At 53.9% G+C, this 26,417-nt stretch carries 22 protein-coding genes and 1 riboswitch; of the genes, 16 read left to right on the top strand and 6 right to left on the bottom strand.

The annotated features are described in order from the left end of the window. The 9 genes from LQK91_RS21525 to rpoC form a co-directional block, all read left to right on the top strand. On the top strand, positions 1-742 hold a 742-nt coding region (locus LQK91_RS21525), incomplete at its 5' end, for an elongation factor Tu (protein ID WP_146257634.1). A 231-nt stretch (positions 743-973) separates the two neighbouring features. After that, positions 974-1,357, top strand: coding sequence for a preprotein translocase subunit SecE (gene secE, locus LQK91_RS21520; RefSeq protein WP_008927141.1), 384 nt, complete (start codon positions 974-976; stop codon positions 1,355-1,357). Position 1,358: 1 nt separating this feature from the next. After that, a complete protein-coding gene (gene nusG / locus LQK91_RS21515; RefSeq protein ID WP_003848088.1) occupies positions 1,359-1,904 on the top strand; it encodes a transcription termination/antitermination protein NusG in 546 nt (181 codons plus the stop codon). A 147-nt stretch (positions 1,905-2,051) separates the two neighbouring features. Further along, on the top strand, positions 2,052-2,480 hold the full coding sequence (gene rplK / locus LQK91_RS21510; protein WP_006121495.1) for a 50S ribosomal protein L11: 429 nt from the start codon (positions 2,052-2,054) through the stop codon (positions 2,478-2,480). Positions 2,481-2,483: 3 nt separating this feature from the next. Beyond that, complete coding sequence (gene rplA / locus LQK91_RS21505; RefSeq protein ID WP_003848092.1) at positions 2,484-3,188, top strand: 50S ribosomal protein L1; 705 nt, start codon at positions 2,484-2,486, stop codon at positions 3,186-3,188. A 365-nt stretch (positions 3,189-3,553) separates the two neighbouring features. Then, the gene (gene rplJ / locus LQK91_RS21500) at positions 3,554-4,051 is read left to right on the top strand and encodes a 50S ribosomal protein L10 (protein WP_003848098.1); all 498 of its coding nucleotides are present in this window, start codon (positions 3,554-3,556) and stop codon (positions 4,049-4,051) included. A 65-nt stretch (positions 4,052-4,116) separates the two neighbouring features. Further along, entirely contained in the window at positions 4,117-4,479 is a 363-nt protein-coding gene (gene rplL / locus LQK91_RS21495; protein ID WP_008927142.1) for a 50S ribosomal protein L7/L12, read from the top strand. 329 nt (positions 4,480-4,808) lie between these two features. Further along, a complete protein-coding gene (rpoB, locus tag LQK91_RS21490; protein ID WP_008927143.1) occupies positions 4,809-8,837 on the top strand; it encodes a DNA-directed RNA polymerase subunit beta in 4,029 nt (1,342 codons plus the stop codon). Positions 8,838-8,966: 129 nt separating this feature from the next. Continuing rightward, positions 8,967-13,190, top strand: coding sequence for a DNA-directed RNA polymerase subunit beta' (gene rpoC, locus LQK91_RS21485; protein ID WP_003850116.1), 4,224 nt, complete (start codon positions 8,967-8,969; stop codon positions 13,188-13,190). A 54-nt stretch (positions 13,191-13,244) separates the two neighbouring features. Here the strand turns inward: rpoC and LQK91_RS21480 are convergent, their stop codons facing one another. After that, the gene (locus LQK91_RS21480; RefSeq protein WP_039660706.1) at positions 13,245-13,427 is read right to left on the bottom strand and encodes a DUF1127 domain-containing protein; all 183 of its coding nucleotides are present in this window, start codon (positions 13,425-13,427) and stop codon (positions 13,245-13,247) included. 174 nt (positions 13,428-13,601) lie between these two features. Between LQK91_RS21480 and LQK91_RS21475 the strand changes: the two genes are divergently transcribed. Further along, positions 13,602-15,056 (top strand): PLP-dependent aminotransferase family protein, encoded by a 1,455-nt coding sequence (locus LQK91_RS21475; protein WP_003850120.1) that lies wholly within the window; start codon positions 13,602-13,604, stop codon positions 15,054-15,056. A gap of 193 nt (positions 15,057-15,249) precedes the next feature. Here LQK91_RS21475 and thiE read toward each other — a convergent pair whose 3' ends face one another. The 3 genes from thiE to LQK91_RS21460 form a co-directional block, all read right to left on the bottom strand. Then, positions 15,250-15,876 (bottom strand): thiamine phosphate synthase, encoded by a 627-nt coding sequence (gene thiE / locus LQK91_RS21470; RefSeq protein WP_105100147.1) that lies wholly within the window; start codon positions 15,874-15,876, stop codon positions 15,250-15,252. Positions 15,877-15,878: 2 nt separating this feature from the next. Beyond that, the gene (gene thiC / locus LQK91_RS21465; RefSeq protein ID WP_105100148.1) at positions 15,879-17,801 is read right to left on the bottom strand and encodes a phosphomethylpyrimidine synthase ThiC; all 1,923 of its coding nucleotides are present in this window, start codon (positions 17,799-17,801) and stop codon (positions 15,879-15,881) included. Positions 17,802-17,888: 87 nt separating this feature from the next. After that, a riboswitch (TPP riboswitch) is annotated at positions 17,889-17,989 on the bottom strand. Positions 17,990-18,142: 153 nt separating this feature from the next. After that, positions 18,143-18,649 (bottom strand): Rsd/AlgQ family anti-sigma factor, encoded by a 507-nt coding sequence (locus tag LQK91_RS21460; RefSeq protein ID WP_003850126.1) that lies wholly within the window; start codon positions 18,647-18,649, stop codon positions 18,143-18,145. Positions 18,650-18,738: 89 nt separating this feature from the next. Here LQK91_RS21460 and nudC point away from each other — a divergent pair, with 89 nt between their 5' ends. The 6 genes from nudC (at position 18,739) to LQK91_RS21430 (ending at position 23,135) form a co-directional block, all read left to right on the top strand. Next, positions 18,739-19,509, top strand: coding sequence for an NAD(+) diphosphatase (gene nudC, locus LQK91_RS21455; RefSeq protein ID WP_105100149.1), 771 nt, complete (start codon positions 18,739-18,741; stop codon positions 19,507-19,509). A gap of 40 nt (positions 19,510-19,549) precedes the next feature. Continuing rightward, the gene (hemE, locus tag LQK91_RS21450) at positions 19,550-20,617 is read left to right on the top strand and encodes a uroporphyrinogen decarboxylase (RefSeq protein WP_008927148.1); all 1,068 of its coding nucleotides are present in this window, start codon (positions 19,550-19,552) and stop codon (positions 20,615-20,617) included. 2 nt (positions 20,618-20,619) lie between these two features. Further along, positions 20,620-21,288: a deoxyribonuclease V gene (gene nfi, locus LQK91_RS21445; RefSeq protein ID WP_003850133.1), complete on the top strand. Its 669-nt coding sequence runs from the start codon at positions 20,620-20,622 to the stop codon at positions 21,286-21,288. Between the two features lie 63 nt (positions 21,289-21,351). After that, the gene (locus LQK91_RS21440; protein ID WP_003850135.1) at positions 21,352-21,942 is read left to right on the top strand and encodes a YjaG family protein; all 591 of its coding nucleotides are present in this window, start codon (positions 21,352-21,354) and stop codon (positions 21,940-21,942) included. Between the two features lie 188 nt (positions 21,943-22,130). Continuing rightward, entirely contained in the window at positions 22,131-22,403 is a 273-nt protein-coding gene (gene hupA / locus LQK91_RS21435; protein WP_003850136.1) for a nucleoid-associated protein HU-alpha, read from the top strand. 69 nt (positions 22,404-22,472) lie between these two features. After that, the gene (locus LQK91_RS21430; protein WP_105100150.1) at positions 22,473-23,135 is read left to right on the top strand and encodes a DUF1481 domain-containing protein; all 663 of its coding nucleotides are present in this window, start codon (positions 22,473-22,475) and stop codon (positions 23,133-23,135) included. 32 nt (positions 23,136-23,167) lie between these two features. Here the strand turns inward: LQK91_RS21430 and purD are convergent, their stop codons facing one another. Further along, a complete protein-coding gene (gene purD / locus LQK91_RS21425) occupies positions 23,168-24,448 on the bottom strand; it encodes a phosphoribosylamine--glycine ligase (RefSeq protein WP_105100151.1) in 1,281 nt (426 codons plus the stop codon). 19 nt (positions 24,449-24,467) lie between these two features. Then, positions 24,468-26,057, bottom strand: coding sequence for a bifunctional phosphoribosylaminoimidazolecarboxamide formyltransferase/IMP cyclohydrolase (gene purH, locus LQK91_RS21420; protein WP_105100152.1), 1,590 nt, complete (start codon positions 26,055-26,057; stop codon positions 24,468-24,470). Positions 26,058-26,417: the final 360 nt, after the last annotated feature.

The raw sequence follows: 26,417 nt of genomic DNA, 5'->3' as shown, positions 1-26,417 counted from the left end.
GCTGGTAGAGATGGAAGTACGTGACCTGCTGTCACAGTACGACTTCCCAGGCGACGACACCCCAATCGTTCGTGGTTCTGCTCTGAAAGCGCTGGAAGGCGTTCCTGAGTGGGAAGCGAAAATCATCGAACTGGCTGAACACCTGGACAACTACATCCCGGATCCAGTCCGTGCGATCGACATGCCGTTCCTGCTGCCAATCGAAGACGTATTCTCAATCTCTGGCCGTGGTACTGTTGTTACCGGTCGTGTTGAGCGCGGCATCGTTAAAGTCGGCGACGAAGTTGAAATCGTGGGTATCAAAGATACTGCGAAATCAACCTGTACCGGTGTTGAGATGTTCCGTAAGCTGCTGGACCAGGGTCAGGCAGGCGAAAACTGTGGTGTTCTGCTGCGCGGTATCAAGCGTGAAGACATCCAGCGTGGCCAGGTTCTGGCTAAGCCAGGCTCAATCAAGCCACACACTCAGTTCGAGTCAGAAGTTTACGTTCTGTCTAAAGACGAAGGTGGTCGCCATACTCCGTTCTTCAAAGGCTATCGTCCACAGTTCTACTTCCGTACAACTGACGTAACCGGCTCAGTAGAGCTGCCAGAAGGCGTTGAAATGGTCATGCCAGGCGACAACATCAAAATGGTTGTTACCCTGATCCACCCAATCGCAATGGACGAAGGTCTGCGCTTCGCAATCCGCGAAGGTGGCCGTACCGTTGGCGCGGGTGTTGTTGCTAAAGTTATCGCATAATTACCGATAACGTTTGACGCAATGCACACGGAAAGGGCATCATTTGATGCCCTTTTTGCACGCTGTTTCATAGAACCTGGCTCATCAGTGATTTTTTGAATCATAATCATTGCTGAGACAGGCTCTGTTATGCGGCGTTGGATACCGAGTTACGCCTCAAAAGCTCATTCGGTTTGGACGCCTCGCACTGCGGGGCAGAATAGTTTCTGAATTATTGTGGCAGGTTGGTTTATGAGTGCGAATACCGAAGCTCAAGGGAGCGGGCGTGGCCTGGAAGCGGTAAAGTGGGTAGTAGTTGTATTACTGCTGCTTGCAGCGATTGTAGGTAACTACCTCTATCGTGATGTGTCACTGCCACTGCGTGCATTAGCCGTAGTTGTACTGATTGCAGCGGCTGGCGGCATTGCGCTTTTAACGACCAAAGGCAAAGCGACCGTGGCTTTTGCTCGTGAAGCAAGAACAGAAATGCGTAAGGTTATCTGGCCAACCCGCCAGGAAACGCTGCACACCACGTTAATCGTTGCCGCGGTTACTGCCGTGATGTCACTGATTTTGTGGGGGCTGGATGGTATTCTGGTCCGTCTGGTATCGTTTATCACTGGCCTGAGGTTCTGAGATGTCTGAAGCTCCAAAGAAACGCTGGTACGTCGTACAGGCGTTTTCCGGTTTTGAAGGCCGCGTAGCCCAATCGCTGCGCGAGCATATCAAATTGCACAACATGGAAGAGCTGTTTGGCGACGTCATGGTTCCGACTGAAGAAGTCGTTGAAATCCGTGGTGGCCAGCGTCGTAAGAGCGAGCGCAAGTTTTTCCCGGGATACGTACTGGTTCAGATGGTCATGAATGACGCCAGCTGGCACTTAGTACGCAGCGTCCCGCGCGTGATGGGTTTCATCGGCGGTACCTCTGACCGTCCGGCACCGATCAGCGATAAAGAAGTTGATGCGATCATGAACCGTCTGCAGCAGGTCGGCGACAAGCCTCGTCCGAAAACGCTGTTTGAGCCGGGTGAAATGGTTCGCGTTAATGACGGTCCATTTGCTGACTTTAACGGTGTGGTTGAAGATGTGGATTACGAGAAGAGCCGCCTGACGGTTTCCGTATCTATCTTTGGTCGTGCAACACCGGTTGAGCTGGACTTTGGTCAGGTGGAGAAAGGTTAACCTCTTTCCGCTCACAAATTAGCTGTTGCAGCAGGCGCGAAATTTAACTACAATTTCGCGCCTTTTGTTTTTATGCGCTGGCAACAGCGTGTAAATCGTTATCACGGGGAGCCTTTACAGGCGCTATAACCCAATTGAGGAAATATCATGGCTAAGAAAGTCCAAGCCTACGTCAAGCTGCAGGTTGCAGCTGGTATGGCGAACCCAAGTCCACCGGTTGGTCCAGCACTGGGTCAGCAGGGCGTTAACATCATGGAATTCTGTAAAGCGTTCAACGCTAAGACCGAATCTCTGGAAAAAGGTCTGCCGACTCCTGTTGTTATCACCGTATACAGCGACCGTTCTTTTACCTTCATTACCAAAACGCCTCCGGCTGCCGTACTGCTGAAAAAAGCAGCGGGCATCAAGTCTGGTTCTGGTAAGCCGAACAAAGATAAAGTCGGTAAAGTGACTCGTGCTCAGGTACGTGAAATCGCAGAAACCAAAGCTGCGGACATGACTGGTTCTGACGTTGAAGCGATGACTCGCTCAATCGAAGGTACTGCTCGTTCCATGGGCCTGGTAGTAGAGGACTAAGAAATGGCTAAGCTGACCAAGCGCATGACCGTAATTCGCGACAAAGTTGACGCGACCAAGCAGTATGACATTGCTGAAGCTGTTGCTCTGCTGAAAGAACTGGCTACTGCCAAGTTCGTTGAAAGCGTTGACGTTGCTGTCAACCTCGGTATTGATGCACGTAAATCTGATCAGAACGTGCGCGGCGCGACCGTTCTGCCACACGGTACTGGTCGTTCAGTACGTGTTGCTGTCTTCACCCAGGGCGCAAACGCTGAAGCTGCTAAAGCAGCAGGCGCTGAGCTGGTAGGCATGGAAGACCTGGCTGATCAGATCAAGAAAGGCGAAATGAATTTTGACGTTGTTATTGCTTCTCCGGATGCAATGCGCGTTGTTGGCCAGTTAGGCCAGATTCTGGGCCCACGCGGCCTGATGCCAAACCCGAAAGTCGGTACTGTAACCCCTAACGTTGCTGAAGCAGTTAAGAATGCTAAAGCGGGTCAGGTTCGTTATCGTAACGACAAAAACGGCATCATCCACACTACCATCGGTAAAGTGGACTTTGACGCTGACAAACTGAAAGAAAACCTGGAATCTCTGCTGGTCGCGCTGAAAAAAGCAAAACCATCTCAGGCGAAAGGCGTGTACATCAAGAAAGTCAGCCTTTCAACCACCATGGGCGCCGGCGTTGCCGTTGACCAGGCTGGTCTGAACGCAACAGCAAACTAATTGCTGCTTGAAACGGGCGAAAAATTCACCTAGAATCTTACGCCCGTTGTTCTGTTATTAGCAGAACAGGACATCAGAGAGCCAGAACTGACTGTTGCGTTTATCGCCTTTCCCTCTGACTCTGCTGTGTCACACAGAATTTAGGTTGGAGCCAGGCCTTATCCTGGCCTCCGTCCAAGACCGCAGGCGCTGTTTATCTCCGGATATTCCGCTTAATACCCTGCGTAGACGGTGACAGAACCAAAAGAATTTTTTCTTAGCTGGATTCTGCTCACCGTGTTCGAGCGCTTACTACCCTTCGGGGTGGTTAAGTGAAGTGAGTTCCGGGGAAATCCTTTCCCGGTCAAATCCAGGAGCAAAAGCTAATGGCATTAAATCTTCAAGACAAACAAGCGATTGTTGCTGAAGTCAGCGAAGTAGCCAAAGGTGCGCTTTCAGCGGTTGTTGCGGATTCCCGTGGCGTTACCGTTGATAAAATGACCGAACTGCGTAAAGCAGGCCGTGAAGCTGGCGTTTACATGCGTGTTGTTCGTAACACCCTGCTGCGCCGCGTCGTTGAAGGAACTCAATTTGAGTGCCTGAAAGACACGTTTGTTGGTCCGACCCTGATTGCATATTCTATGGAACACCCGGGCGCTGCTGCTCGTCTGTTCAAAGATTTCGCGAAAGCGAATGCAAAATTTGAGGTCAAAGCTGCAGCCTTTGAAGGTGAGCTGATCACGGCGGCCAATATTGACCGTCTGGCAACTCTGCCGACCTACGAAGAAGCACTGGCACGTCTGATGTCGACCATGAAAGAAGCCGCTGCCGGCAAACTGGTCCGCACTCTGGCTGCTGTACGCGATGCAAAAGAAGCGGCTTAAGGCCATATTCTTTTCTTCGTACTTGCTTACGTATAAACTTTTTCTGATTCTTAGGAACAATTGTCATGTCTATCACTAAAGACCAAATTCTGGAAGCTGTTGCAGCGATGTCCGTAATGGAAGTTGTTGAGCTGGTTTCTGCAATGGAAGAAAAATTCGGCGTTTCTGCTGCTGCTGCTGTAGCTGTTGCTGCTGGCCCGGCTGAAGCTGTTGAAGAAAAAACTGAATTCGACGTAGTCCTGAAAGCTGTTGGCCCGAACAAGGTTGCAGTAATCAAAGCCGTACGTACTGCAACTGGTCTGGGCCTGAAAGAAGCCAAAGACCTGGTTGAAGCAACTGGCGTGATCAAAGAAGCAATCAGCAAAGACGACGCAGCTGCACTTGAAGCTGCTCTGAAAGAAGCTGGCGCTGAAGTTGAAGTTAAGTAAGACAACCTTCGGGTTGCAGTCTGAGTAGTTTCAGACTGATGGCTGGTGACTTTTTGGTCACCAGCCTTTTTGCGCTACAGGGTCTCAATGGGGTTTCACACTGTTTGTCCATTGTTACTCTTCAATATCTTTCTCTATCGACGACTTAATATACCGCTTTCCTGTGCGGGTTCCCTGCCTTCTCAAAAGCGATGAAATGATTTAAGCGTGATAGAAAGAGGTATTGCACTGCTGCCGCGCAGCCAGTGAATCAAACAAAATCGTGTTGCATGAACTGTCCTGTCAGGACGGACAGCGTGGGTCGACTTGTCAGCTAGCTGAGGAACCCTATGGTTTACTCCTATACCGAGAAAAAACGTATTCGTAAGGATTTTGGTAAACGTCCGCAAGTACTGGACATACCTTATCTCCTTTCCATCCAGCTCGACTCGTTCCAGAAGTTTATCGAGCAAGATCCAGAAGGTCAGTACGGACTGGAAGCTGCATTCCGTTCTGTATTCCCTATTGCGAGCTACAGCGGCAACTCTGAGTTGCAGTATGTGAGCTATCGCCTGGGTGAACCTGTCTTTGACGTGAAAGAGTGTCAGATCCGTGGCGTGACCTATTCGGCACCGCTGCGCGTGAAACTGCGTCTGGTGGTCTATGAGCGCGAAGCGCCAGAAGGCACCGTAAAAGACATTAAAGAACAAGAAGTCTACATGGGCGAAATTCCGCTCATGACCGACAACGGTACCTTTGTTATCAATGGTACCGAACGCGTTATCGTTTCTCAGCTGCACCGTAGTCCTGGCGTGTTCTTTGATAGCGATAAGGGTAAAACTCACTCATCGGGTAAAGTGCTGTACAACGCACGTATCATCCCTTACCGCGGATCATGGCTCGACTTTGAGTTTGACCCGAAAGATAACCTGTTTGTCCGTATTGACCGTCGTCGTAAGCTGCCGGCCACTATCATCCTGCGTGCGTTGCAGTTCACTACACCTCAGATCCTCGATATCTTCTTCGAGAAAGTGGTGTTTGAAATCCGTGACAACAAGCTGCAGATGGAGCTGGTGCCTGAGCGCCTGCGCGGTGAAACCGCTACCTTCGATATCGAAGCGAACGGCACCGTCTACGTCGAAAAAGCACGCCGTATCACTGCGCGCCATATCCGTCAGCTGGAAAAAGATGGCATTCAGCACATCGAAGTTCCGGTTGAATATATCGCGGGCAAAGTGGTCGCTAAAGACTACATCGATGAGAGCACCGGTGAGCTGATCATTGCAGCGAACATGGAACTGTCACTGGATCTGCTGGCTAAACTGAGCCAGTCCGGTCACAAGCGCATCGAAACGCTGTTCACCAACGATCTGGACCACGGTCCTTATATCTCCGAGACCCTGCGTGTCGACCCAACCAGCGATCGCCTGAGCGCACTGGTTGAGATCTACCGCATGATGCGTCCTGGTGAGCCGCCAACACGCGAAGCAGCAGAGAACCTGTTTGAGAACCTGTTCTTCTCTGAAGATCGTTACGATCTGTCTGCTGTTGGTCGTATGAAGTTCAACCGCTCATTACTGCGTGATGAAATCGAAGGTTCAGGCATCCTGAGCAAAGACGACATCATCGAAGTGATGAAGAAGCTGATCGACATCCGTAACGGTAAAGGCGAAGTGGACGATATCGACCACCTCGGTAACCGTCGTATTCGTTCAGTCGGTGAAATGGCTGAGAACCAGTTCCGTGTGGGTCTGGTGCGTGTTGAGCGTGCGGTTAAAGAGCGTCTGTCACTGGGCGACCTGGATACCCTGATGCCACAGGACATGATCAACGCGAAGCCGATTTCGGCCGCGGTGAAAGAGTTCTTTGGTTCAAGCCAGCTTTCTCAGTTCATGGATCAGAACAACCCGCTGTCAGAGATTACGCACAAACGTCGTATCTCTGCTCTCGGCCCGGGTGGTTTGACGCGTGAGCGTGCCGGCTTCGAAGTGCGTGACGTACACCCAACGCACTACGGTCGTGTCTGCCCAATCGAAACCCCTGAAGGCCCGAACATCGGTCTGATCAACTCCTTGTCTGTTTATGCACAGACGAACGAGTACGGTTTCCTTGAGACACCTTATCGCCGTGTTATCGACGGTCTGGTTTCTGACGAGATTCATTACCTCTCTGCTATCGAAGAGGGTAACTACGTTATCGCTCAGGCGAACGCCCCTCTTGATGATAACGGCGCGTTTGTTGATGACTTAGTCACCTGCCGTAGCAAAGGCGAATCAAGTCTGTTCAGCCGTGATCAGGTTGACTACATGGACGTTTCGACCCAACAGATCGTTTCTGTCGGTGCGTCCCTGATCCCGTTCCTGGAACACGATGACGCCAACCGCGCCCTGATGGGTGCGAACATGCAACGTCAGGCCGTTCCGACTCTGCGTGCTGACAAGCCGCTGGTTGGTACCGGTATGGAACGTGCTGTTGCTGTTGACTCCGGTGTTACCGCCGTTGCGAAACGTGGCGGTACCGTTCAGTACGTCGACGCATCACGTATCGTTATCAAAGTGAACGAAGACGAAATGCATGCTGGCGAAGCCGGTATCGACATTTATAACCTGACCAAATATACCCGTTCTAACCAGAACACCTGCATCAACCAGATGCCATGTGTTTCTCTGGGTGAGCCGGTTGAGCGCGGCGACGTGCTGGCAGATGGCCCGTCCACCGATCTGGGTGAACTGGCACTGGGCCAGAACATGCGCGTAGCGTTCATGCCGTGGAACGGCTACAACTTCGAAGACTCCATCCTGGTCTCCGAGCGTGTGGTTCAGGAAGATCGCTTTACGACTATCCATATTCAGGAACTGGCTTGCGTGTCGCGTGACACCAAACTGGGGCCGGAAGAGATTACCGCTGATATCCCGAACGTGGGTGAAGCCGCTCTCTCTAAACTGGATGAGTCAGGCATTGTCTACATCGGTGCTGAAGTGACCGGTGGTGACATTCTGGTTGGTAAGGTCACGCCGAAAGGTGAGACCCAGCTGACGCCAGAAGAGAAACTGCTGCGCGCTATCTTCGGTGAAAAAGCCTCTGACGTGAAAGATTCGTCACTGCGCGTACCGAATGGCGTGTCAGGCACCGTGATTGACGTTCAGGTCTTTACCCGCGATGGCGTGGAAAAAGACAAACGTGCGCTGGAAATTGAAGAGATGCAGCTGAAGCAGGCCAAAAAAGACCTGTCTGAAGAACTGCAGATTCTGGAAGCGGGCCTGTTCAGCCGTATTCAGAACGTCCTGATTTCTGGTGGCGTTGAAGCAGACAAACTGGACAAGCTGCCGCGCGAGCGCTGGCTGGAACTGGGTCTGACTGACGAAGCCAAGCAAAACCAGCTGGAGCAGCTGGCAGAGCAGTACGACGAACTGAAGCACGAGTTTGAGAAAAAACTCGAAGGTAAGCGTCGTAAAATCACCCAGGGCGATGATCTGGCACCAGGCGTGCTGAAAATCGTTAAGGTTTATCTGGCTGTTAAGCGTCAGATTCAGCCGGGTGACAAAATGGCAGGCCGTCACGGTAACAAAGGTGTTATCTCCAAGATCAACCCGATCGAAGATATGCCTTACGATGAAAACGGCACGCCGGTTGACATCGTTCTGAACCCGCTGGGCGTACCATCGCGTATGAACATCGGTCAGATTCTGGAAACCCACCTGGGCATGGCAGCGAAAGGCATCGGCGAAAAGATCAACGCCATGCTGAAGAAGCAGGAAGAAGTCGCGAAACTGCGCGAATTCATCCAGCGCGCCTATGACCTGGGTAGCGATCTGCGTCAGAAAGTTGACCTGAACACCTTCTCCGATGACGAAGTTCTTCGTCTGGCGGAGAACCTGAAGAAAGGTATGCCAATCGCCACTCCGGTGTTTGATGGCGCGAAAGAGAGTGAAATCAAAGAGCTGCTGCAGCTCGGCGGCTTGCCTTCTTCCGGTCAGATTACCCTGTTTGACGGCCGTACCGGTGAGCAGTTCGAACGTCAGGTAACCGTTGGCTACATGTACATGCTGAAACTCAACCACCTGGTTGATGACAAGATGCATGCACGTTCAACCGGTTCCTACAGCCTGGTTACTCAGCAGCCGCTGGGTGGTAAGGCACAGTTCGGTGGTCAGCGCTTTGGTGAGATGGAAGTATGGGCACTGGAAGCATACGGTGCCGCGTATACCCTGCAGGAAATGCTTACCGTTAAGTCTGATGACGTCAACGGCCGTACCAAGATGTATAAAAACATCGTTGACGGTAACCATCAGATGGAACCGGGCATGCCGGAATCCTTCAACGTACTGTTGAAAGAGATTCGCTCGCTGGGTATCAACATCGAGCTGGAAGACGAGTAACCCCTTTTCAGGCTGCGGTTCGCCGCCGCCTGATAGCGCAGGGTTTAAAGCGCTCGCAATTGTACTGGTTACGGGGCGTTCAATTTCGGTTGGACGCCCTCTGAGTCTCACTCCGACGGGAGCTAATCCGTGAAAGACTTACTTAAGTTTCTGAAAGCGCAAACTAAGACCGAAGAGTTTGATGCGATCAAAATTGCGCTGGCTTCGCCAGACATGATCCGTTCCTGGTCTTTTGGTGAAGTGAAAAAGCCAGAAACCATTAACTACCGTACTTTTAAGCCAGAGCGCGATGGTCTGTTCTGTGCCCGTATCTTCGGGCCGGTAAAAGACTATGAGTGCCTGTGCGGCAAGTATAAGCGCCTGAAACACCGTGGTGTGATTTGTGAGAAGTGCGGCGTTGAAGTGACCCAGACTAAAGTACGCCGTGAGCGTATGGGCCACATCGAACTGGCGTCGCCGACTGCGCACATCTGGTTCCTGAAGTCACTGCCATCGCGTATCGGCTTACTGCTGGATATGCCACTGCGTGACATCGAGCGCGTGCTCTACTTTGAATCTTACGTGGTAATCGAAGGTGGCATGACCAACCTCGAGAAGCGTCAGATCCTGACTGAAGAGCAGTACCTTGACGCTCTGGAAGAGTTCGGTGACGAGTTCGACGCCAAAATGGGCGCCGAAGCGATCCAGGCCCTGTTGAAAAACATGGATCTGGAGCAGGAGTGCGAGCAGCTGCGTGAAGAGCTGAACGAAACCAACTCCGAAACCAAACGTAAAAAGCTGACCAAGCGTATCAAGCTGCTGGAAGCGTTCGTACAGTCTGGTAACAAGCCAGAGTGGATGATCCTGACCGTGCTGCCTGTTCTGCCACCGGATCTGCGTCCGCTGGTACCGCTGGATGGTGGCCGTTTCGCAACGTCGGATCTGAACGATCTTTATCGTCGCGTGATCAACCGTAACAACCGTCTGAAGCGCCTGCTGGATCTGGCTGCGCCAGATATCATCGTACGCAACGAAAAGCGTATGTTGCAGGAAGCGGTCGATGCACTGCTGGACAACGGTCGTCGCGGTCGTGCGATCACCGGTTCCAACAAGCGTCCGCTGAAATCGCTGGCTGACATGATCAAAGGTAAGCAGGGTCGTTTCCGTCAGAACCTGCTGGGTAAACGTGTCGACTATTCTGGTCGTTCGGTTATCACCGTTGGTCCATACCTGCGTCTGCATCAGTGCGGTCTGCCTAAGAAAATGGCACTCGAACTGTTCAAACCGTTCATTTACGGCAAGCTGGAACTGCGTGGCCTGGCCACCACCATCAAAGCCGCGAAGAAAATGGTTGAGCGCGAAGAAGCGGTTGTCTGGGATATCCTCGACGAAGTGATCCGTGAGCACCCGGTTCTTCTGAACCGTGCGCCTACGCTGCACCGTCTGGGTATTCAGGCCTTTGAACCGGTTCTGATCGAAGGTAAAGCAATCCAGCTGCACCCGCTGGTTTGTGCGGCCTATAACGCCGACTTCGATGGTGACCAGATGGCTGTTCACGTACCGCTGACGCTGGAAGCCCAGCTGGAAGCGCGTGCGCTGATGATGTCGACCAACAACATCCTGTCACCTGCGAACGGCGAGCCAATCATCGTTCCTTCTCAGGACGTTGTACTGGGTCTGTATTACATGACCCGTGACTGTGTTAACGCTAAAGGCGAAGGCATGGTGCTGACTGGCCCGAAAGAAGCTGAGCGTGTTTATCGCGCTGGCCTGGCCTCTCTGCATGCTCGCGTTAAAGTGCGTATCACTGAACACGAGAAAAACGAGCAGGATGAGTGGGTTGCTAAAACCAGCATCATCGATACAACGATTGGCCGTGCCATCCTGTGGATGATCGTGCCGAAAGGTCTGCCGTTCTCTATCGTTAACCAGGCGCTGGGCAAAAAAGCTATCTCCAAAATGCTTAACACCTGTTACCGCATTCTGGGTCTGAAGCCGACGGTTATCTTTGCTGACCAGACCATGTACACCGGTTTCGCTTACGCTGCCCGTTCAGGCGCGTCAGTCGGTATCGATGATATGGTTATTCCAGAGAAGAAAGTGGAAATCATCACCGAAGCGGAAGCGGAAGTGGCTGAAATTCAGGAACAGTTCCAGTCTGGTCTGGTAACCGCAGGCGAACGTTACAACAAAGTCATCGATATCTGGGCAGCAGCCAACGAACGTGTTGCCAAGGCGATGATGGAAAACCTCTCTACCGAAGTTGTGATTAACCGCGACGGTGCAGAAGAGCGACAGGTTTCCTTTAACAGCATCTTTATGATGGCCGACTCCGGTGCGCGTGGTTCTGCTGCACAGATTCGTCAGCTGGCCGGTATGCGTGGTCTGATGGCGAAACCAGATGGTTCCATCATCGAAACACCAATCACGGCGAACTTCCGTGAGGGTTTGAACGTACTTCAGTACTTCATCTCAACCCACGGTGCACGTAAAGGTCTGGCGGATACCGCACTGAAAACGGCGAACTCCGGTTATCTGACGCGTCGTCTGGTTGACGTTGCACAGGATCTGGTTGTTACCGAAGATGACTGTGGTACACACGAAGGCATCATGATGACGCCTGTCATCGAAGGTGGCGACGTTAAAGAGCCACTGCGTGAACGTGTACTGGGTCGTGTGACGGCAGAAGACGTTCTGAAGCCGGGCACTGCTGACATTCTGGTCCCACGCAACACGCTGCTCGATGAGCACTGGTGTGATGTGCTGGAACTGAACTCAGTTGACAGCCTGAAAGTCCGCTCTGTTGTAGGTTGTGAAACCGACTTTGGTGTGTGTGCGCATTGCTACGGTCGCGACCTGGCACGTGGTCACATCATCAACAAAGGTGAAGCGATCGGTGTTATCGCAGCACAGTCCATCGGTGAGCCAGGTACACAGCTGACGATGCGTACGTTCCACATCGGTGGTGCGGCATCACGTGCGGCTGCTGAATCCAGCATTCAGGTGAAGAACAAAGGTACCATCAAGCTGACCAACGCCAAGTCCGTAACGAACTCGGCAGGCAAGCTGGTGATCACCTCGCGTAACGTTGAACTGAAAATGATCGACGAATTTGGTCGTACCAAAGAGAGCTATAAAGTTCCTTATGGTTCTACCATGGCGAAAGGTGATGGTGAGCAGGTTGCCGCGGGCGAAACCGTTGCAAACTGGGATCCGCATACCATGCCAGTCATCACCGAAGTGGGCGGTTTCATTCGCTTCACTGACATGGTTGATGGCCAGACCATTACCCGTCAGACAGATGACTTAACCGGTCTCTCTTCGCTGGTGGTTCTGGACAGTGCTGAACGTACTGCGGGCGGTAAAGATCTGCGTCCTGCGCTGAAAATTGTTGATGCCAATGGCAACGACGTTCTGATCCCGGGCACCGATATGCCGGCTCAGTACTTCCTGCCAGGTAAAGCGATTGTTCAGCTGGAAGATGGCGTTAAGATCAGTGCCGGTGACACGTTAGCGCGTGTTCCGCAGGAATCTGGCGGTACCAAAGATATCACCGGTGGTCTGCCACGCGTTGCTGACCTGTTCGAAGCGCGTCGTCCGAAAGAGCCCGCGATTCTGGCAGAGATCAGCGGCATCATCTCCTTCGGTAAAGAGACCAAAGGTAAGCGTCGTCTGGTCATTACCCCGCTGGATGGTAGCGAGCCGTACGAAGAGATGATTCCGAAATGGCGTCAGCTGAACGTGTTCGAAGGTGAACGTGTTGAGCGCGGTGACGTGGTTTCCGATGGCCCAGAGTCTCCACATGACATCCTGCGCTTGCGTGGCGTGCATGCGGTGACCCGTTACATCACTAACGAAGTGCAGGAAGTTTACCGTCTGCAGGGCGTTAAGATTAACGATAAGCACATCGAAGTCATCGTTCGTCAGATGCTGCGTAAAGCAACCATCGTGAGCGCAGGAAGTGCAGACTTCCTGGAAGGTGAGCAGGCTGAATTCTCTCGCATCAAGATCTCTAACCGTGATCTGGAAGCGAACGGAAAAGTTGGCGCAACCTTCATGCGTGACCTGTTGGGTATTACCAAAGCGTCACTGGCTACCGAATCGTTCATCTCTGCAGCCTCGTTCCAGGAGACGACACGTGTCCTGACCGAAGCAGCAGTTGCAGGCAAGCGCGACGAACTGCGCGGCCTGAAAGAGAACGTCATCGTGGGTCGTCTGATCCCGGCCGGTACCGGTTATGCGTACCATCAGGATCGTATGCGCCGTAAAGCGGCAGGTGAAGTGCCGGTTGCACCGCAGGTTACTGCGGATGAAGCCTCAGCCAGCCTGGCTGAACTGTTGAACGCCGGTCTCGGCGGCAACAAAAACGATTAATCGTTCTTTGCCTGATAAAAACCCTGCCTCGGCAGGGTTTTTTTTGTCTGTCATTCAGGCATTCCAGTCGTTGCGCCTGAGACCAATGTCTTTCAACTGACTGTCACTCAGTTTCGACAGGATGACGCGGGTTTCACGCCGTAGTTGCCAGCGTTTATAACTACGCCACACGAAACGAACCAGCTGGTAAGGTGTGCCTGTAAAGGGTTTAGCTGCCCGATTCTCGTCGTATCCCATGATAGTGCCCTCAGTGAAGTATCTGATGACCATTTTCATCGCATCGCTCTGTATGATACAGACGCAAAAATCACCTTTTTTTAACATACAGATTGCGGTTGTCGTGATCTGAATGGTAAAAAAGAAGCATAACTGTACTGGTTAATGCTCATCATCTGAGACAGAGGAAATACAATGACGCGATATGAACATCTGGCCACACTGCTGGCTCAGCGCATTGAACAGGGTTTATATCGCAGTGGTGAGCGCCTGCCTTCGGTACGCAGTCTGAGTGCCGAACATGGCGTCAGTATCAGCACCGTACAGCAGGCTTATCATCTGCTGGAAGAGAAGCAGATGATCACGCCGCAGTCTCGCTCCGGCTATTTTGTCGCCTCGCGCAAAGCAACACCCCCGATGCCTGCGCTGACCCGTCCTGCACAGCGGCCGGTTGAGGTGACGCAGTGGGATGCGGTGCTGGAGCTGATTAACAGCCGACTGGAGGATGATGTGTTGCAGCTGGGCAGTGGCATGCCGGATCTGACTCAGCCGACGCTTAAGCCGCTGTGGAAAGCATTCAGCCGTCAGGCGCAGAAGCAGGACATGGCGCTGCTGAATTATGACAACCTCTATGGTGTTCTCGCGCTGCGACAACAGGTTGCACGGCTGGCGATAGATAGCGGCTGCCAGCTTACCGCCGATGACATCGTTATTACCACCGGCTGCCATGAGGCGTTATCGGTCGCCGTTCGGGCCGTCTGCGAGCCGGGCGATATCATTGCCGTTGAGTCACCGTCGTTTCACGGCATCATGCAAACCCTGCGCGGCTTTGGCATTCGTGCCATTGAGATCCCAACAGATGCGGTCACCGGCATCAGTCTGGAAGCGCTGGAACTGGCCTTTGATCAATGGCCGATTAAAGCAGTCGTTGTTGTGCCGAACTGCAATAATCCGCTGGGATTCATCATGCCCGAACAGCGTAAGCGGGCATTGCTGGCGCTGGCGCAGCGGTTTGATGCGGCGGTAATCGAAGATGATGTTTATGGTGAGTTAGCCTGGGAATACCCGCGCCCACCTACCATTAAAGCGCTGGATCTCGATGGCCGGGTTCTGCTATGCAGCTCTTTTTCTAAAACGCTGGCGCCCGGTTTGCGTGTCGGCTGGGTTGCACCAGGCCGCTATCGCGACCGCGTGTTGCACATGAAATATATCGTCACAGGCTCCACCGCCACGCAGCCTCAGCATGCGGTTGCGGAGTTTATCCGCCAGGGCCATTATCAGCTGCATCTACGGCGGATGCGGCAAATCTATCATCGTAACTATGAAACCTTTAGCTGCTGGGTGCGCCACTACTTTCCCTGCGGCATCTGCGTTTCCCGCCCTCAGGGCGGTTTTCTGATGTGGATTGAACTCCCGGAAGCATTTGATGCGGTCCTGCTTAACCGGGAACTGCGCGAGTCAAAAATTCAGATTGCCGCAGGCTCACTCTTTTCAGCCTCGGGCAAATATCGCAACTGTCTGCGCTTAAATTACGGGCTGCCAATAAACGAGCAAACTGAACAGGCGCTGGCGCGGGTGGGTGCGGCCGTCGAACGCGCTATGCTCTCGTGTCAGCATGAGCCGCAGACTTCAGCCTCTGCTATCGTATAGAGGAAAGAAGAAGCAGGGCCGGCAAGAGGAGGGAACCGGCCCTGGTCAGTTAACCTTAACCTGACGGATGCCACGTTAAGGTTTTGGCTCACAGCACGCCAGCGGCAACCCTCACGTTTGCGCGCTGCTTTCCTGGAAGAATGCGGGCATTACCTGTTTTGCAGCGGCTATGTGGCACAGCTTCCACAAATCCTTAATGGCCAGGTTCTGCCAGCGCCATCAGTGTCCGGGTTGCTTCACGCCAGTCATCTGCCTCAGTAATCGCACTCACTACCGCAATACTCCCAACGCCGGTTGCCAGTACCTCAGGTGCTCGCGCAATCGAGATACCGCCAATCGCCACAGTGGGAATATGCGTCAGGCGTGCCAGATGTCGCTTCAGCTGCTCAATGCCCTGCGGCGCAGAAGGCATCTCTTTAGTCTGCGTCGGGAAAATATGCCCAAGTGCGATGTAAGAGGGCTGGGTTGCCAGCGCGCGATCCAGCTCCGCGTCGTCATGGGTGGAGAGCCCCAGACGCAATCCGGCCTGATGAATGCGGGCAAGATCGGCCACATCCATATCCTCCTGCCCCAGATGTATGCCATAAGCCTGATGTTTAATTGCCAGCTGCCAGTAGTCATTGATAAACAGGCGTGCGTCATAGCGTTTTCCCAGTGCAATCGCATGGGCAATAGCGGGCTCAGCGATCGCATCGGGCTGATCCTTAATGCGCAGCTGCAGCGTGCGAACGCCCATCTCCAGCAGGCGTTCAATCCACTCGGGGCTATCAACCACCGGATAAAGCCCCAGGCGCGGGGCGGTAGCAGGGAATGCGGGCATCGTTACTCCTCCTTAATGGCATCGGCAGGGTGATAAAGCTCACCGCCGTGGCTGCGAAAACGGTCTGACATCTGCGGCATGCCCACTTCAACCGGCTCGGCACGCGCATCCTGGCGTGCTGCAAACTCGCGCACCTCCTGAGAAATTTTCATTGAGCAGAATTTAGGGCCACACATCGAGCAGAAATGAGCCACCTTTCCTGACTCCTGCGGCAGGGTTTCGTCATGCATAGCACGCGCCGTGTGGGGATCCAGCGCCAGATTGAATTGATCTTCCCAGCGGAATTCAAAGCGCGCTTTGGACATGGCGTTATCACGGATCTGCGCAGCGGGGTGGCCTTTGGCCAGATCGGCGGCATGCGCCGCGATTTTGTAGGTGATCAATCCCTGTTTCACATCCTCTTTGTTGGGCAGACCCAGATGCTCTTTAGGTGTGACATAACACAGCATCGCACAACCAAACCAGCCAATCATGGCGGCACCGATACCCGAGGTGAAATGGTCATAGCCGGGCGCGATATCGGTGGTCAGCGGACCGAGGGTGTAGAAGGGGGCTTCATCGCACAGCTCGAGCTGTTCCGTCATGTTGCGGCGGATCATATGCATCGGCACGTGGCCCGGACCTTCAATCATTACCTGAACATCATATTCCCAGGCAATACGGGTCAGTTCACCCAGGGTACGCAGTTCGGCAAACTGCGCTTCATCGTTGGCATCCTGAATCGAACCCGGACGCAGGCCATCGCCCAGCGACAGGGAGACATCGTACGCCGCACAGATTTCACAGATCTCACGGAAGTGCTGATAGAGGAAACTCTCCTGATGATGGGACAGGCACCACTTCGCCATGATCGATCCGCCCCGCGAGACGATGCCGGTCAGACGTTTCGCCGTCATCGGGACATAACGCAGTAGCACGCCCGCGTGGATAGTGAAGTAATCGACGCCCTGTTCCGCCTGTTCAAGCAGCGTGTCCCGGAATATTTCCCAGTTCAGCGCCTCCGCCACGCCATTCACTTTTTCCAGCGCCTGATAGATCGGCACCGTACCAATAGGCACCGGGCTGTTGCGCAAAATCCATTCGCGCGTTTCATGAATATAACGACCGGTAGAGAGATCCATCACCGTATCGGCACCCCAGCGAGTTGACCAGACCAGCTTTTCCACTTCTTCTTCAATGGAAGAGGTCACCGCCGAATTACCGATGTTGGCGTTAACCTTAACCAGAAAGTTGCGGCCTATGATCATGGGCTCTGATTCAGGGTGATTGATATTCGCCGGGATGATAGCGCGTCCGGCAGCAACTTCCTGACGCACAAACTCGGGGGTGATGCGGGCGGGCAGATGCGCACCAAAGCTGTGACCCGGATGCTGTTGCAGCAGCACCTCACTGCGGATTCGCTCGCGCCCCATGTTTTCGCGCAGAGCGATAAACTCCATCTCCGGGGTGATGATCCCCTGGCGGGCATAGTGCAGCTGCGTGACGCGGCGCCCGGCACGGGCACGGCGCGGTGTCGGAAGGTGATCGAAGCGCAGATGATCCAGCCCCTCATCAGCCAGTCGCTGTTGGGTATAGCCTGAGCTGTTCTGTTCAAGAAGTTCGCTGTCGCCGCGTTCAGTAATCCAGCGCGCGCGCAGCTTTTCCAGGCCACGATGCACATCAATCTCTGCCGCGGGATCACCATAAGCGCCTGCCGTGTCATAGACCGGCACCGCTTCATTTTGCTCATAGAGAGGCTGTTCTTTGCTACCGCCAGTGTGGGTCGGGCTCAGGGTAATTTCACGCATGGGTACGCGAATATCCTCCCGGCTGCCGGTAATCCAGATGCGACGGGACTGGGGAAAGGCACTGCCGCTTTGCAGAGAATCGATAAATTCCTGCGCCTGGGCACGCTGTTCACGACGGGTCATTTTTGGGTCAGACATAGCAATCTTCCTGTTAAGAGGGAACGATGCTTGTCCGGAGTTCGGAAGGAGTAACCGTATAGACAGCGTAAGCGTGCTGACATACAGAGAATATTTACTCTTGTTCCCTTCGCAGGTTCTAACCTGATCAGGTTCCGCGGATCCCGAATTAACGGTCTCAGCCCAACTGGGCACTCCGACAAGAAGCTACTTTTTGCACTGGCGTCCTGTAACAGACTCCGGCGTAAAAAGCTTAAATTTCAAAGCACAAATAAAAAAGGTTCATTGGAAAGCGCTCCGCAGAACCTGTTTAGCATAAAAGGGCTGGAAGATAATCTCAACCCCTTTCCCGACGGCGATAATCAGGCCGGGCGGGCGATTTGGCTGTCATTCGCCACTGGCGGGGGGACGAGCTTGTTGTCCCATGCCAGCTGAATCAGCTTATCTTCAAGTGTAAACCGGGCTTCCAGCACTTCGCCCACTTCGGACAACGCCTGCTGGAAGGTCATGCAGTTTTCGTCATCAATCGCCTGCTGAAGGTGGCCGTCATAGAGCTGCATCAGACGTTCCGTATTGGCCTCCAGCGGGGGATAAATCTGCGCGGCAGCGATCATCGGGCTGTCGCCACTCATTTCACTGATCACACGCTCATAGATACTGAAGTGACCCGCAGAAAGATAATCGACCAGGCCATGACAGAAGTTGTCGAGCGCCTGTTCATCCAGACGCGTCAGCGCCTCTTTATTAGGTTTAAGACCCACCAGGTGATAATAGGTCACCAGTAGCTGACGACGGGCTTCAAGCCACGAATCGACCAGTTCATTACTGCCACCTACGCGTTCAGCCAGGACGTCTAACTGGTTAAGCATATCTAACTCCATGTGAGTTATAGTTGTTTATCTACACACTTAACATCAGGGCTTCAGCGTGCGATTTGACGCTAAGGATGACGAAATAAATGCAATGCGAAATCTCAAGCGTAGACGCTGGATGGTGGATTGTCAGCCATGAACAGAAAATTTGGTTGCCACAAGGTGATTTACCCCACGGAAACGCCGAAAAATTTGGTTTAACTGGCAGTAAGGCCCGGACCATCGGTGAGTGGCAGGGCGAAAAAGTCTGGCTGATTTGTGAACCGCGTTCTGCCGATATGTTCTCAGTACGTCAGCTAATCGATCAGGATGCAGCGCTGTTTCAGCTGGTGGGTCGCGGTGTTCAGCTGGCGGAATTCTACCGTTCTCATCGCTGGTGCGGCTATTGCGGCCATGAAATGCATCACAGCAAACATGAATTTGCCTGTCTCTGCAGCCATTGCCGCGAGCGTTACTATCCGCAGATTGCACCCTGCATTATTGTGGCGATCCGTCGCGGCGATGAAATCCTGCTGGCGAACCATGCCCGCCATCGCAATAAGGTCTATACCGTGCTGGCGGGGTTTGTCGAAGTCGGTGAGACACTGGAGCAGGCCGTGGCCCGTGAAGTGATGGAAGAGAGCAATATCCGCGTCAAAAATGTCCGTTACGTGACCTCCCAGCCGTGGCCCTTCCCGCAATCGCTGATGACAGCATTTATGGCAGAGTATGACAGCGGCGATCTGCAACACGACGGCAAAGAACTGCTGGATGCGGCCTGGTTCCGTTTTGATGACCTGCCGTTGCTGCCACCTCCCGGCACCGTGGCGCGTCGTCTGATTGAAGATACTGTCGTCCTGTGCCGCGCCGAAGCGTGAAAGTGCTACACTACACGCCTGTTATTGAGAGAGTGTTGAGATGAGTGAACTGAAGAACGATCGTTATTTGCGTGCCCTGTTACGCCAGCCAGTTGATGTCACGCCGGTATGGATGATGCGACAAGCCGGTCGCTATTTGCCGGAGTACAAAGCGACACGCGCCCAGGCGGGTGACTTTATGTCGCTATGCAAAAACGCCGAGCTGGCCTGCGAAGTCACCCTGCAGCCGCTGCGCCGTTATCCGCTGGATGCCGCTATCCTCTTCAGTGACATCCTGACCATTCCTGATGCGATGGGACTGGGTCTCTACTTTGAAACCGGCGAAGGCCCGCGTTTCTCTAACCCTGTGACCTGTCGCGCTGACGTTGAGCGTTTACCGGTACCCGATCCAGAAATGGAACTGGGCTACGTGATGAATGCGGTCCGCACCATCCGTAAGAACCTGAACGGCGATCTGCCGCTGATTGGCTTCTCAGGCAGTCCATGGACGCTGGCCACCTACATGGTGGAAGGTGGCAGCAGCAAGGCGTTTACCAAAATCAAAAAGATGATGTATGCCGATCCGGCTACGCTGCACGCGATGCTGGATAAGCTGGCCGACAGCGTCATCCTCTACCTCAATGCTCAGATCCGCGCCGGTGCGCAGTCTGTCATGGTGTTTGATACCTGGGGCGGCGTGCTGACCGGTCGTGATTATCGCGAGTTCTCACTTCACTACATGCATAAAATTGTTGATGGCCTGCTGCGTGAAAATGACGGTCGCCGCGTGCCGGTGACGCTCTTCACCAAAGGCGGCGGGCAGTGGCTGGAAGCGATGGCAGCCACCGGTTGTGATGCGCTGGGTCTCGACTGGACCACCGATATTGACGACGCCCGCCGTCGCGTGGGCGACAAAGTTGCGCTACAGGGCAACATGGATCCTTCAATGCTCTATGCGGCACCGGAGCGTATTGAACAGGAAGTGGCCGGCATCCTGGAACGTTTTGGCTCGGGTACCGGGCATGTCTTCAATCTGGGTCACGGCATTCATCAGGATGTACCACCTGAAAATGCGGGTGTCTTTGTTGAAGCGGTGCATCGTTTATCACGTCCCTGGCATCAGGAGTAATTATGGACATTGCCGCACTCCGCGCTGAGCAGTTACAACGCGCCGCTGAGGTAGTGCGTGAGGATGACTTTGATGTGCTGCCGCCCCGTTTTATCGGCGGGGCGGACGTTGGATTTGAGCAGGAAGGCACCGTAACGCGGGCGGCGATGGTGATACTGGAGTATCCCTCGCTAACGCTGGTGGAGCATCGTATCGCGCGCGTTGAGACCACCATGCCCTACATTCCGGGCTTTCTCTCATTCCGCGAGTATCCGGCACTGATGGCCGCCTGGCAGATGCTGGAACAAAAGCCGGACCTGCTGTTTGTGGATGGGCACGGTATTTCGCATCCAAGACGACTGGGCGTCGCATCGCATTTTGGCCTGCTGGTGGATGTGCCGACGATTGGCGTTGCGAAAAGCCGTTTGTGCGGTCGTTTTGACGATCTGGACGCGCAGCCCGGCAGCCGGCAGCCGCTGATCGACAAAGGTGAGCAAATTGGCTGGGTATGGCGCAGCAAGCTGCGTTGTAATCCGTTGTTTGTCGCCACGGGTCATCGCGTCAGCCTGAATACTGCGCTGCAGTGGGTCGAAAACTGTACGCGCGGTTACCGGTTGCCGGAACCGACCCGCTGGGCCGATGCGGTTGCCTCGAACAGAACCGCTTTCCAGCGCTGGCAAAACGCGCTTTAACACTGTTTGTGCTGCGGTTTTGCAGTTACACTGCGGCCAGCGAAACGAATAAGAGCCACCTTTATGTTACAAAATCCCGTTCATCTGCGTCTGGCGAAGCTGGAAAGCTGGCAGCACCTTACGTTTATGGCCTGCCTGTGCGAGCGCATGTATCCCAACTATCGGGCGTTCTGCGAGCAGACTGAATTTGCCGATCCGGCGCTATATCGCCGCATTCTTGATCTGATCTGGGAAAACCTGACGGTCAAAGATGCGAAGATTAACTTCGACAGCCAGCTGGAAAAGCTCGAAGCTGCCATTCCGGATGGCGATGCGTTTGACGTTTACGGCGTTTACCCGGCTATTGATGCCTGTGTGGCACTAAGCGAAGTCGTGCATGCGCAGCTGAGCGGTGAAACGCTTGAACATGCAATTGAAGTCAGCGAGACGTCAATTACCACTGTCGCTATGCTGGAGATGACCCAGGCTGGGCGCGAAATGACCGATGACGAGCTGCGTGAAAACCCGGCTATCATCGATGAGTGGGACCTTCAGTGGGAGATTTTCCGCCTGCTGGCGGAGTGTGAAGAGCGCGACCTTGAATTGATTAAAGGTCTGCGATCTGATCTGCGTGAAGCTGGAATTAGCAACATCGGTATAAATTTCCAGCAGTAAGGCGATAAAACGTGACTTCAGGCCCGAATTAGCGCGCCTGGAGGCTTCACATTGGCCCCCTGTCTGGTCTACATTTGGGGGGCTGAAAATTGTGGCTATCGGTGCGTGCAGGCAGAAGAGTGCCAGAATATGGCTTTTCCCTCGCACTCGTTGCTTAGCAAGCGATAAATACACTTTAAGGATAACTTATGAACAAGACTCAACTGATTGATGTGATCGCAGAAAAAGCTGACCTGTCTAAAACCCAGGCAAAGGCAGCGCTGGAATCTACTCTGGCTGCGATCACTGAGTCTCTGAAAGATGGTGATGCTGTACAACTGGTTGGTTTTGGTACTTTTAAAGTGAACCACCGCGCTGAGCGTACCGGTCGTAACCCGCAGACTGGCAAAGAGATCAAAATCGCTGCAGCAAATGTACCGGCATTCGTGTCTGGTAAAGCGCTGAAAGACGCCGTTAAGTAAGACGTCGCACTGCGGTTAAGCTTTAAAACAGGGGGCGTTTCGCCCCTTTTGTTTAAGAGGCAAGCCATCATGACCCCGCTGTTTCAGCGTTTTTGTATTCTGTTTCTCTCCCTGATTCTTTTCGGTTGCAGCTCAACTCCGGATATTCCTCCTTTTTCTGCCAGTGGCTATCTTGCCGATCGTGGTGTTGTCCGTATCTGGCGCAAAAATAGCGATCATCAGTCGGTCCATATTCGCACCCTCTATACACCCTTCAGTGGCGGTGAAGGTGAAGTGACAGATTACGTCTGGCTGGAAGGGTCGTTGATCAGCATTCAGCGCCAGGTAAAGGGCAAACAGCCTGACGATGTGACCCTGCGCTTTGATCAGGCGGGTGGTCTCAACTTCATGCAGCGCCAGCTTGCAGGGCGGCGTGAGGCGGTCAGCCCGGATGCCATTGAGCTCTATAAGTTTGATGCGGAGCGGATGCGTAACCTCAGCGATGCGCTTTTAAGCGGCAGGGTGTTTCTGAAGCAGGGACACTGGCTGGGAAGCGATCGACTGGAGACGTGTGAAGGCCAGCAGGTCAGACCCGCTTTTGACGCTGACGATCGGCAGTTGCTGATACAGCAGCAGCAGAGCGCATCGGCACCGCTCATGGTGTCGTGGCTTGAAGCGCCGGAAGGGCTACAGTTGTTGCGGGCCAGTCAGCAGGATGACTGCTCACAGCAGCCGACAGAAGACGATATGTGAAGTGAAAAGGGGGCACGCTGTGCCCCCTGTGCTTATTTACGATTAATGGCGCGGTAGCCAATATCGCGGCGACAGAAGCTACCCTGCCATGAGATCGGCTTTGTCAGCTCGTAAGCCCGCTTTTGTGCGGCTGCTACGTCGTCGCCCAGCGCGGTGACACACAGCACGCGGCCACCGTTGGTCAGCACCCGATCTTCTTCCAGACGTGTTCCGGCATGGAATACCTTACCGTCAGCCACTTCCTCCAGTGGCAGGCCATGAATCTGGTCGCCCTGCGCATAATCACCCGGATAACCGCCAGCTGCCAGCACCACACCCAGCGCAGGTCGTGGATCCCATTGTGACGTTTTCTGATCCAGCTTACCGTCACAGGCAGCCCGGCAAAGATCGACCAGATCCGACTGCAGGCGCAGCATGATCGGCTGCGTCTCCGGATCGCCAAAGCGGCAGTTGAATTCGATCACTTTCGGCTGTCCGGTATGATCGATCATCAGGCCCGCATAAAGAAAACCGGTGTAGACGTTGCCTTCAGCGGCCATGCCACGCACGGTCGGCCAGATCACCTGATCCATCACGCGCTGGTGGATCTCATCGGTAACCACCGGCGCCGGGGAGTAGGCACCCATGCCGCCCGTGTTGGGACCGGTGTCGCCATCGCCCACACGCTTGTGATCCTGGCTGGTGGCCATGGGCAGCACATGCTCGCCGTCCACCATCACGATGAAGCTGGCTTCTTCGCCCTCCAGAAACTCTTCAATCACAATGCGGTGTCCGGCATCACCAAAGGCGTTACCGGCCAGCATATCCTGAACCGCATCCTCCGCTTCCTGCAGCGTCATCGCGACTATCACGCCTTTACCTGCGGCCAGACCGTCGGCTTTGATAACGATTGGCGCGCCTTTCTCACGCAGATACGCCAGAGCAGGCTCAACGTCGGTAAAGTTCTGGTACGCCGCGCTGGGGATCTGGTGACGCGCCAGGAAATCTTTGGTGAAGGCTTTAGAACCTTCCAGCTGTGCAGCGGCCTGAGTCGGACCGAAGATAGCGAGGCCTGCCTTACGGAACGCATCGACCACGCCGATCACCAGCGGCGCTTCAGGTCCGACAATCGTCAGATCGATCTTTTCGCGCTGGGCAAATTCCAGCAGGGCGGGAACATCTGTCGCACTGATCGCAATATTCTGAAGCGCAGGCTCTAATGCGGTGCCCGCGTTACCCGGCGCGACAAACACCGTTTCCGCTAACGGCGACTGAGCCGCTTTCCAGGCCAGAGCATGTTCACGTCCGCCATTACCGATTACTAAAATTTTCATCTGTTACTCTCCAGAACAATTAATGGCGGAAGTGGCGCATGTCGGTGAAGATCATGGCAATGCCGTGCTCATCAGCCGCCGCAATCACTTCTTCATCACGGATGGAGCCGCCAGGCTGGATAACACAGCTCACGCCGGACGCCGCTGCAGCATCAATTCCATCACGGAACGGGAAGAAAGCATCTGACGCCATGGCGGATCCTTTGACTTCCAGACCTTCATCGGCTGCTTTGATACCTGCAATTTTAGCGGAGTAGACGCGGCTCATCTGCCCGGCACCTATACCAATTGTCATGTTGTCGCGCGCATAAACAATGGCATTGGACTTAACAAACTTCGCCACTTTCCAGCAGAACAGCGCATCACGCAGCTCCTGTTCGGTTGGCTGGCGTTTGCTGACCACGCGCAACTGGCTGGCATCCACCATACCGAGATCGCGATCCTGGACCAGCAGGCCACCATTGACGCGTTTGAAATCCAGTGCGGCAGTACGGTTTTGCCACTGACCACAGATCAGCACACGGACATTCTGTTTAGCCGCGGTAATTTTCAGCGCGGCTTCGGAAACGGCGGGTGCGATGATCACCTCAACAAACTGGCGGCTGATAATCGCCTGAGCCGTCGCTTCATCCAGCTCGCGGTTAAAGGCGATGATGCCGCCGAACGCGGAAGTTGGGTCGGTCTGATAAGCCCGCTCATAGGCTGCCAGCAGATCATCACCGGTTGCGACACCACAAGGGTTTGCATGCTTGACGATGACGCAGGCGGGTTCACTGAACTCTTTGACACACTCGAGTGCAGCATCGGTGTCAGCAATATTGTTATAGGAGAGTGCCTTGCCCTGAACCTGCTGCGCAGTGGCCACTGAGGCTTCACTGATATTCTCTTCTATATAGAAGGCTGCATCCTGATGGCTGTTTTCGCCGTAACGCATGTCCTGCTTCTTAATGAAGTTCAGATTCAGGGTACGCGGGAAACGGCCAGCGGGCTGATTGCGTTCACCGTGATAGGCGGGCACCAGGGTGCCGAAGTAGTTAGCGATCATGCTGTCATAAGCGGCAGTGTGTTCGAAGGCTTTGATTGCCAGATCGAAACGGGTCTCAAGCGTCAGTGCGTTCTCATGAGCGTCCATTTCAGCAATGATGGCATCGTAGTCGCCGCTGCTGACCACAATGGCGACATCTTTATGGTTCTTTGCAGCAGAGCGCACCATGGTTGGGCCACCGATGTCGATATTTTCCACGGCATCTTCCAGTGAACATCCTTCACGGGCGACAGTCTGTGCAAAGGGATAGAGGTTAACGACCACCATGTCGATTGGGCTTATGTCGTGCTGCGCCATGATGGCATCATCCTGGCCGCGACGACCTAAAATGCCGCCATGCACTTTCGGATGCAGGGTTTTGACGCGTCCATCCATCATTTCCGGGAAGCCGGTGTAGTCAGAGACTTCAGTGACAGCCAGACCCGCATCCGCCAGAAGGCGAGCTGTTCCACCTGTGGAGAGCAGATCGACACCGCGACTTGAGAGCGCCTGAGCAAATTCGAGGATACCGGCTTTGTCAGAGACACTGAGCAATGCGCGGCGTACAGGACGAGGTTGTTGCATGGTGGTTTATCCCTTGGCTTTGTTTCGCGTATATAAGAGCGTTACGTCAGGCTTCATAGCGGTTTTCTCTTCTATACAGGAAGAAAAGTTCAAAAACCTCAGGTAACGCCCCGAAAAGGGGTGTCCGGAATATTGCCCGGCATTGTAGCGAAAACGTTTGCGCGATGCTCGCCTAAATTCATATAGCCCGCTCTGTGTGGATAACATTGTGTGTAACTGCGTATAACAGCGGCTTTTGCTGTGGAATGCAGCGAACGCTCTCTTTTATGCAATTTATGGGTTGCGACTCTCCGACAACTCCCTATAATGCGCATCCATCAACACGGAACACCGGCAACGGGAAGCGGGTTGAGAGGCACG

Source organism: Pantoea sp. MHSD4 (assembly GCF_021043305.1).
In the GTDB taxonomy this organism is placed as follows: Bacteria; Pseudomonadota; Gammaproteobacteria; order Enterobacterales; family Enterobacteriaceae; genus Pantoea; species Pantoea eucalypti.
Note: the sequence above shows the minus strand (reverse complement) of the source record. Positions and strands in the feature narration are given on the sequence as shown.

What these genes read in the sequence shown, in the direction of transcription:
- LQK91_RS21440 (WP_003850135.1), top strand. Translation starts at nt 21,352, where the DNA reads ATGTTACAAAATCCCGTTCATCTGCGTCTGGCGAAGCTGGAAAGCTGG.
- rplK (WP_006121495.1), top strand. Translation starts at nt 2,052, where the DNA reads ATGGCTAAGAAAGTCCAAGCCTACGTCAAGCTGCAGGTTGCAGCTGGT.
- LQK91_RS21475 (WP_003850120.1), top strand. Translation starts at nt 13,602, where the DNA reads ATGACGCGATATGAACATCTGGCCACACTGCTGGCTCAGCGCATTGAA.
- nudC (WP_105100149.1), top strand. Translation starts at nt 18,739, where the DNA reads ATGCAATGCGAAATCTCAAGCGTAGACGCTGGATGGTGGATTGTCAGC.
- rpoB (WP_008927143.1), top strand. Translation starts at nt 4,809, where the DNA reads ATGGTTTACTCCTATACCGAGAAAAAACGTATTCGTAAGGATTTTGGT.
- LQK91_RS21430 (WP_105100150.1), top strand. Translation starts at nt 22,473, where the DNA reads ATGACCCCGCTGTTTCAGCGTTTTTGTATTCTGTTTCTCTCCCTGATT.
- secE (WP_008927141.1), top strand. Translation starts at nt 974, where the DNA reads ATGAGTGCGAATACCGAAGCTCAAGGGAGCGGGCGTGGCCTGGAAGCG.
- rplA (WP_003848092.1), top strand. Translation starts at nt 2,484, where the DNA reads ATGGCTAAGCTGACCAAGCGCATGACCGTAATTCGCGACAAAGTTGAC.
- hupA (WP_003850136.1), top strand. Translation starts at nt 22,131, where the DNA reads ATGAACAAGACTCAACTGATTGATGTGATCGCAGAAAAAGCTGACCTG.
- hemE (WP_008927148.1), top strand. Translation starts at nt 19,550, where the DNA reads ATGAGTGAACTGAAGAACGATCGTTATTTGCGTGCCCTGTTACGCCAG.
- nfi (WP_003850133.1), top strand. Translation starts at nt 20,620, where the DNA reads ATGGACATTGCCGCACTCCGCGCTGAGCAGTTACAACGCGCCGCTGAG.
- nusG (WP_003848088.1), top strand. Translation starts at nt 1,359, where the DNA reads ATGTCTGAAGCTCCAAAGAAACGCTGGTACGTCGTACAGGCGTTTTCC.
- LQK91_RS21460 (WP_003850126.1), bottom strand. Translation starts at nt 18,649, where the DNA reads ATGCTTAACCAGTTAGACGTCCTGGCTGAACGCGTAGGTGGCAGTAAT.
- LQK91_RS21480 (WP_039660706.1), bottom strand. Translation starts at nt 13,427, where the DNA reads ATGGGATACGACGAGAATCGGGCAGCTAAACCCTTTACAGGCACACCT.
- rplJ (WP_003848098.1), top strand. Translation starts at nt 3,554, where the DNA reads ATGGCATTAAATCTTCAAGACAAACAAGCGATTGTTGCTGAAGTCAGC.
- purH (WP_105100152.1), bottom strand. Translation starts at nt 26,057, where the DNA reads ATGCAACAACCTCGTCCTGTACGCCGCGCATTGCTCAGTGTCTCTGAC.
- purD (WP_105100151.1), bottom strand. Translation starts at nt 24,448, where the DNA reads ATGAAAATTTTAGTAATCGGTAATGGCGGACGTGAACATGCTCTGGCC.
- thiE (WP_105100147.1), bottom strand. Translation starts at nt 15,876, where the DNA reads ATGCCCGCATTCCCTGCTACCGCCCCGCGCCTGGGGCTTTATCCGGTG.
- thiC (WP_105100148.1), bottom strand. Translation starts at nt 17,801, where the DNA reads ATGTCTGACCCAAAAATGACCCGTCGTGAACAGCGTGCCCAGGCGCAG.
- rplL (WP_008927142.1), top strand. Translation starts at nt 4,117, where the DNA reads ATGTCTATCACTAAAGACCAAATTCTGGAAGCTGTTGCAGCGATGTCC.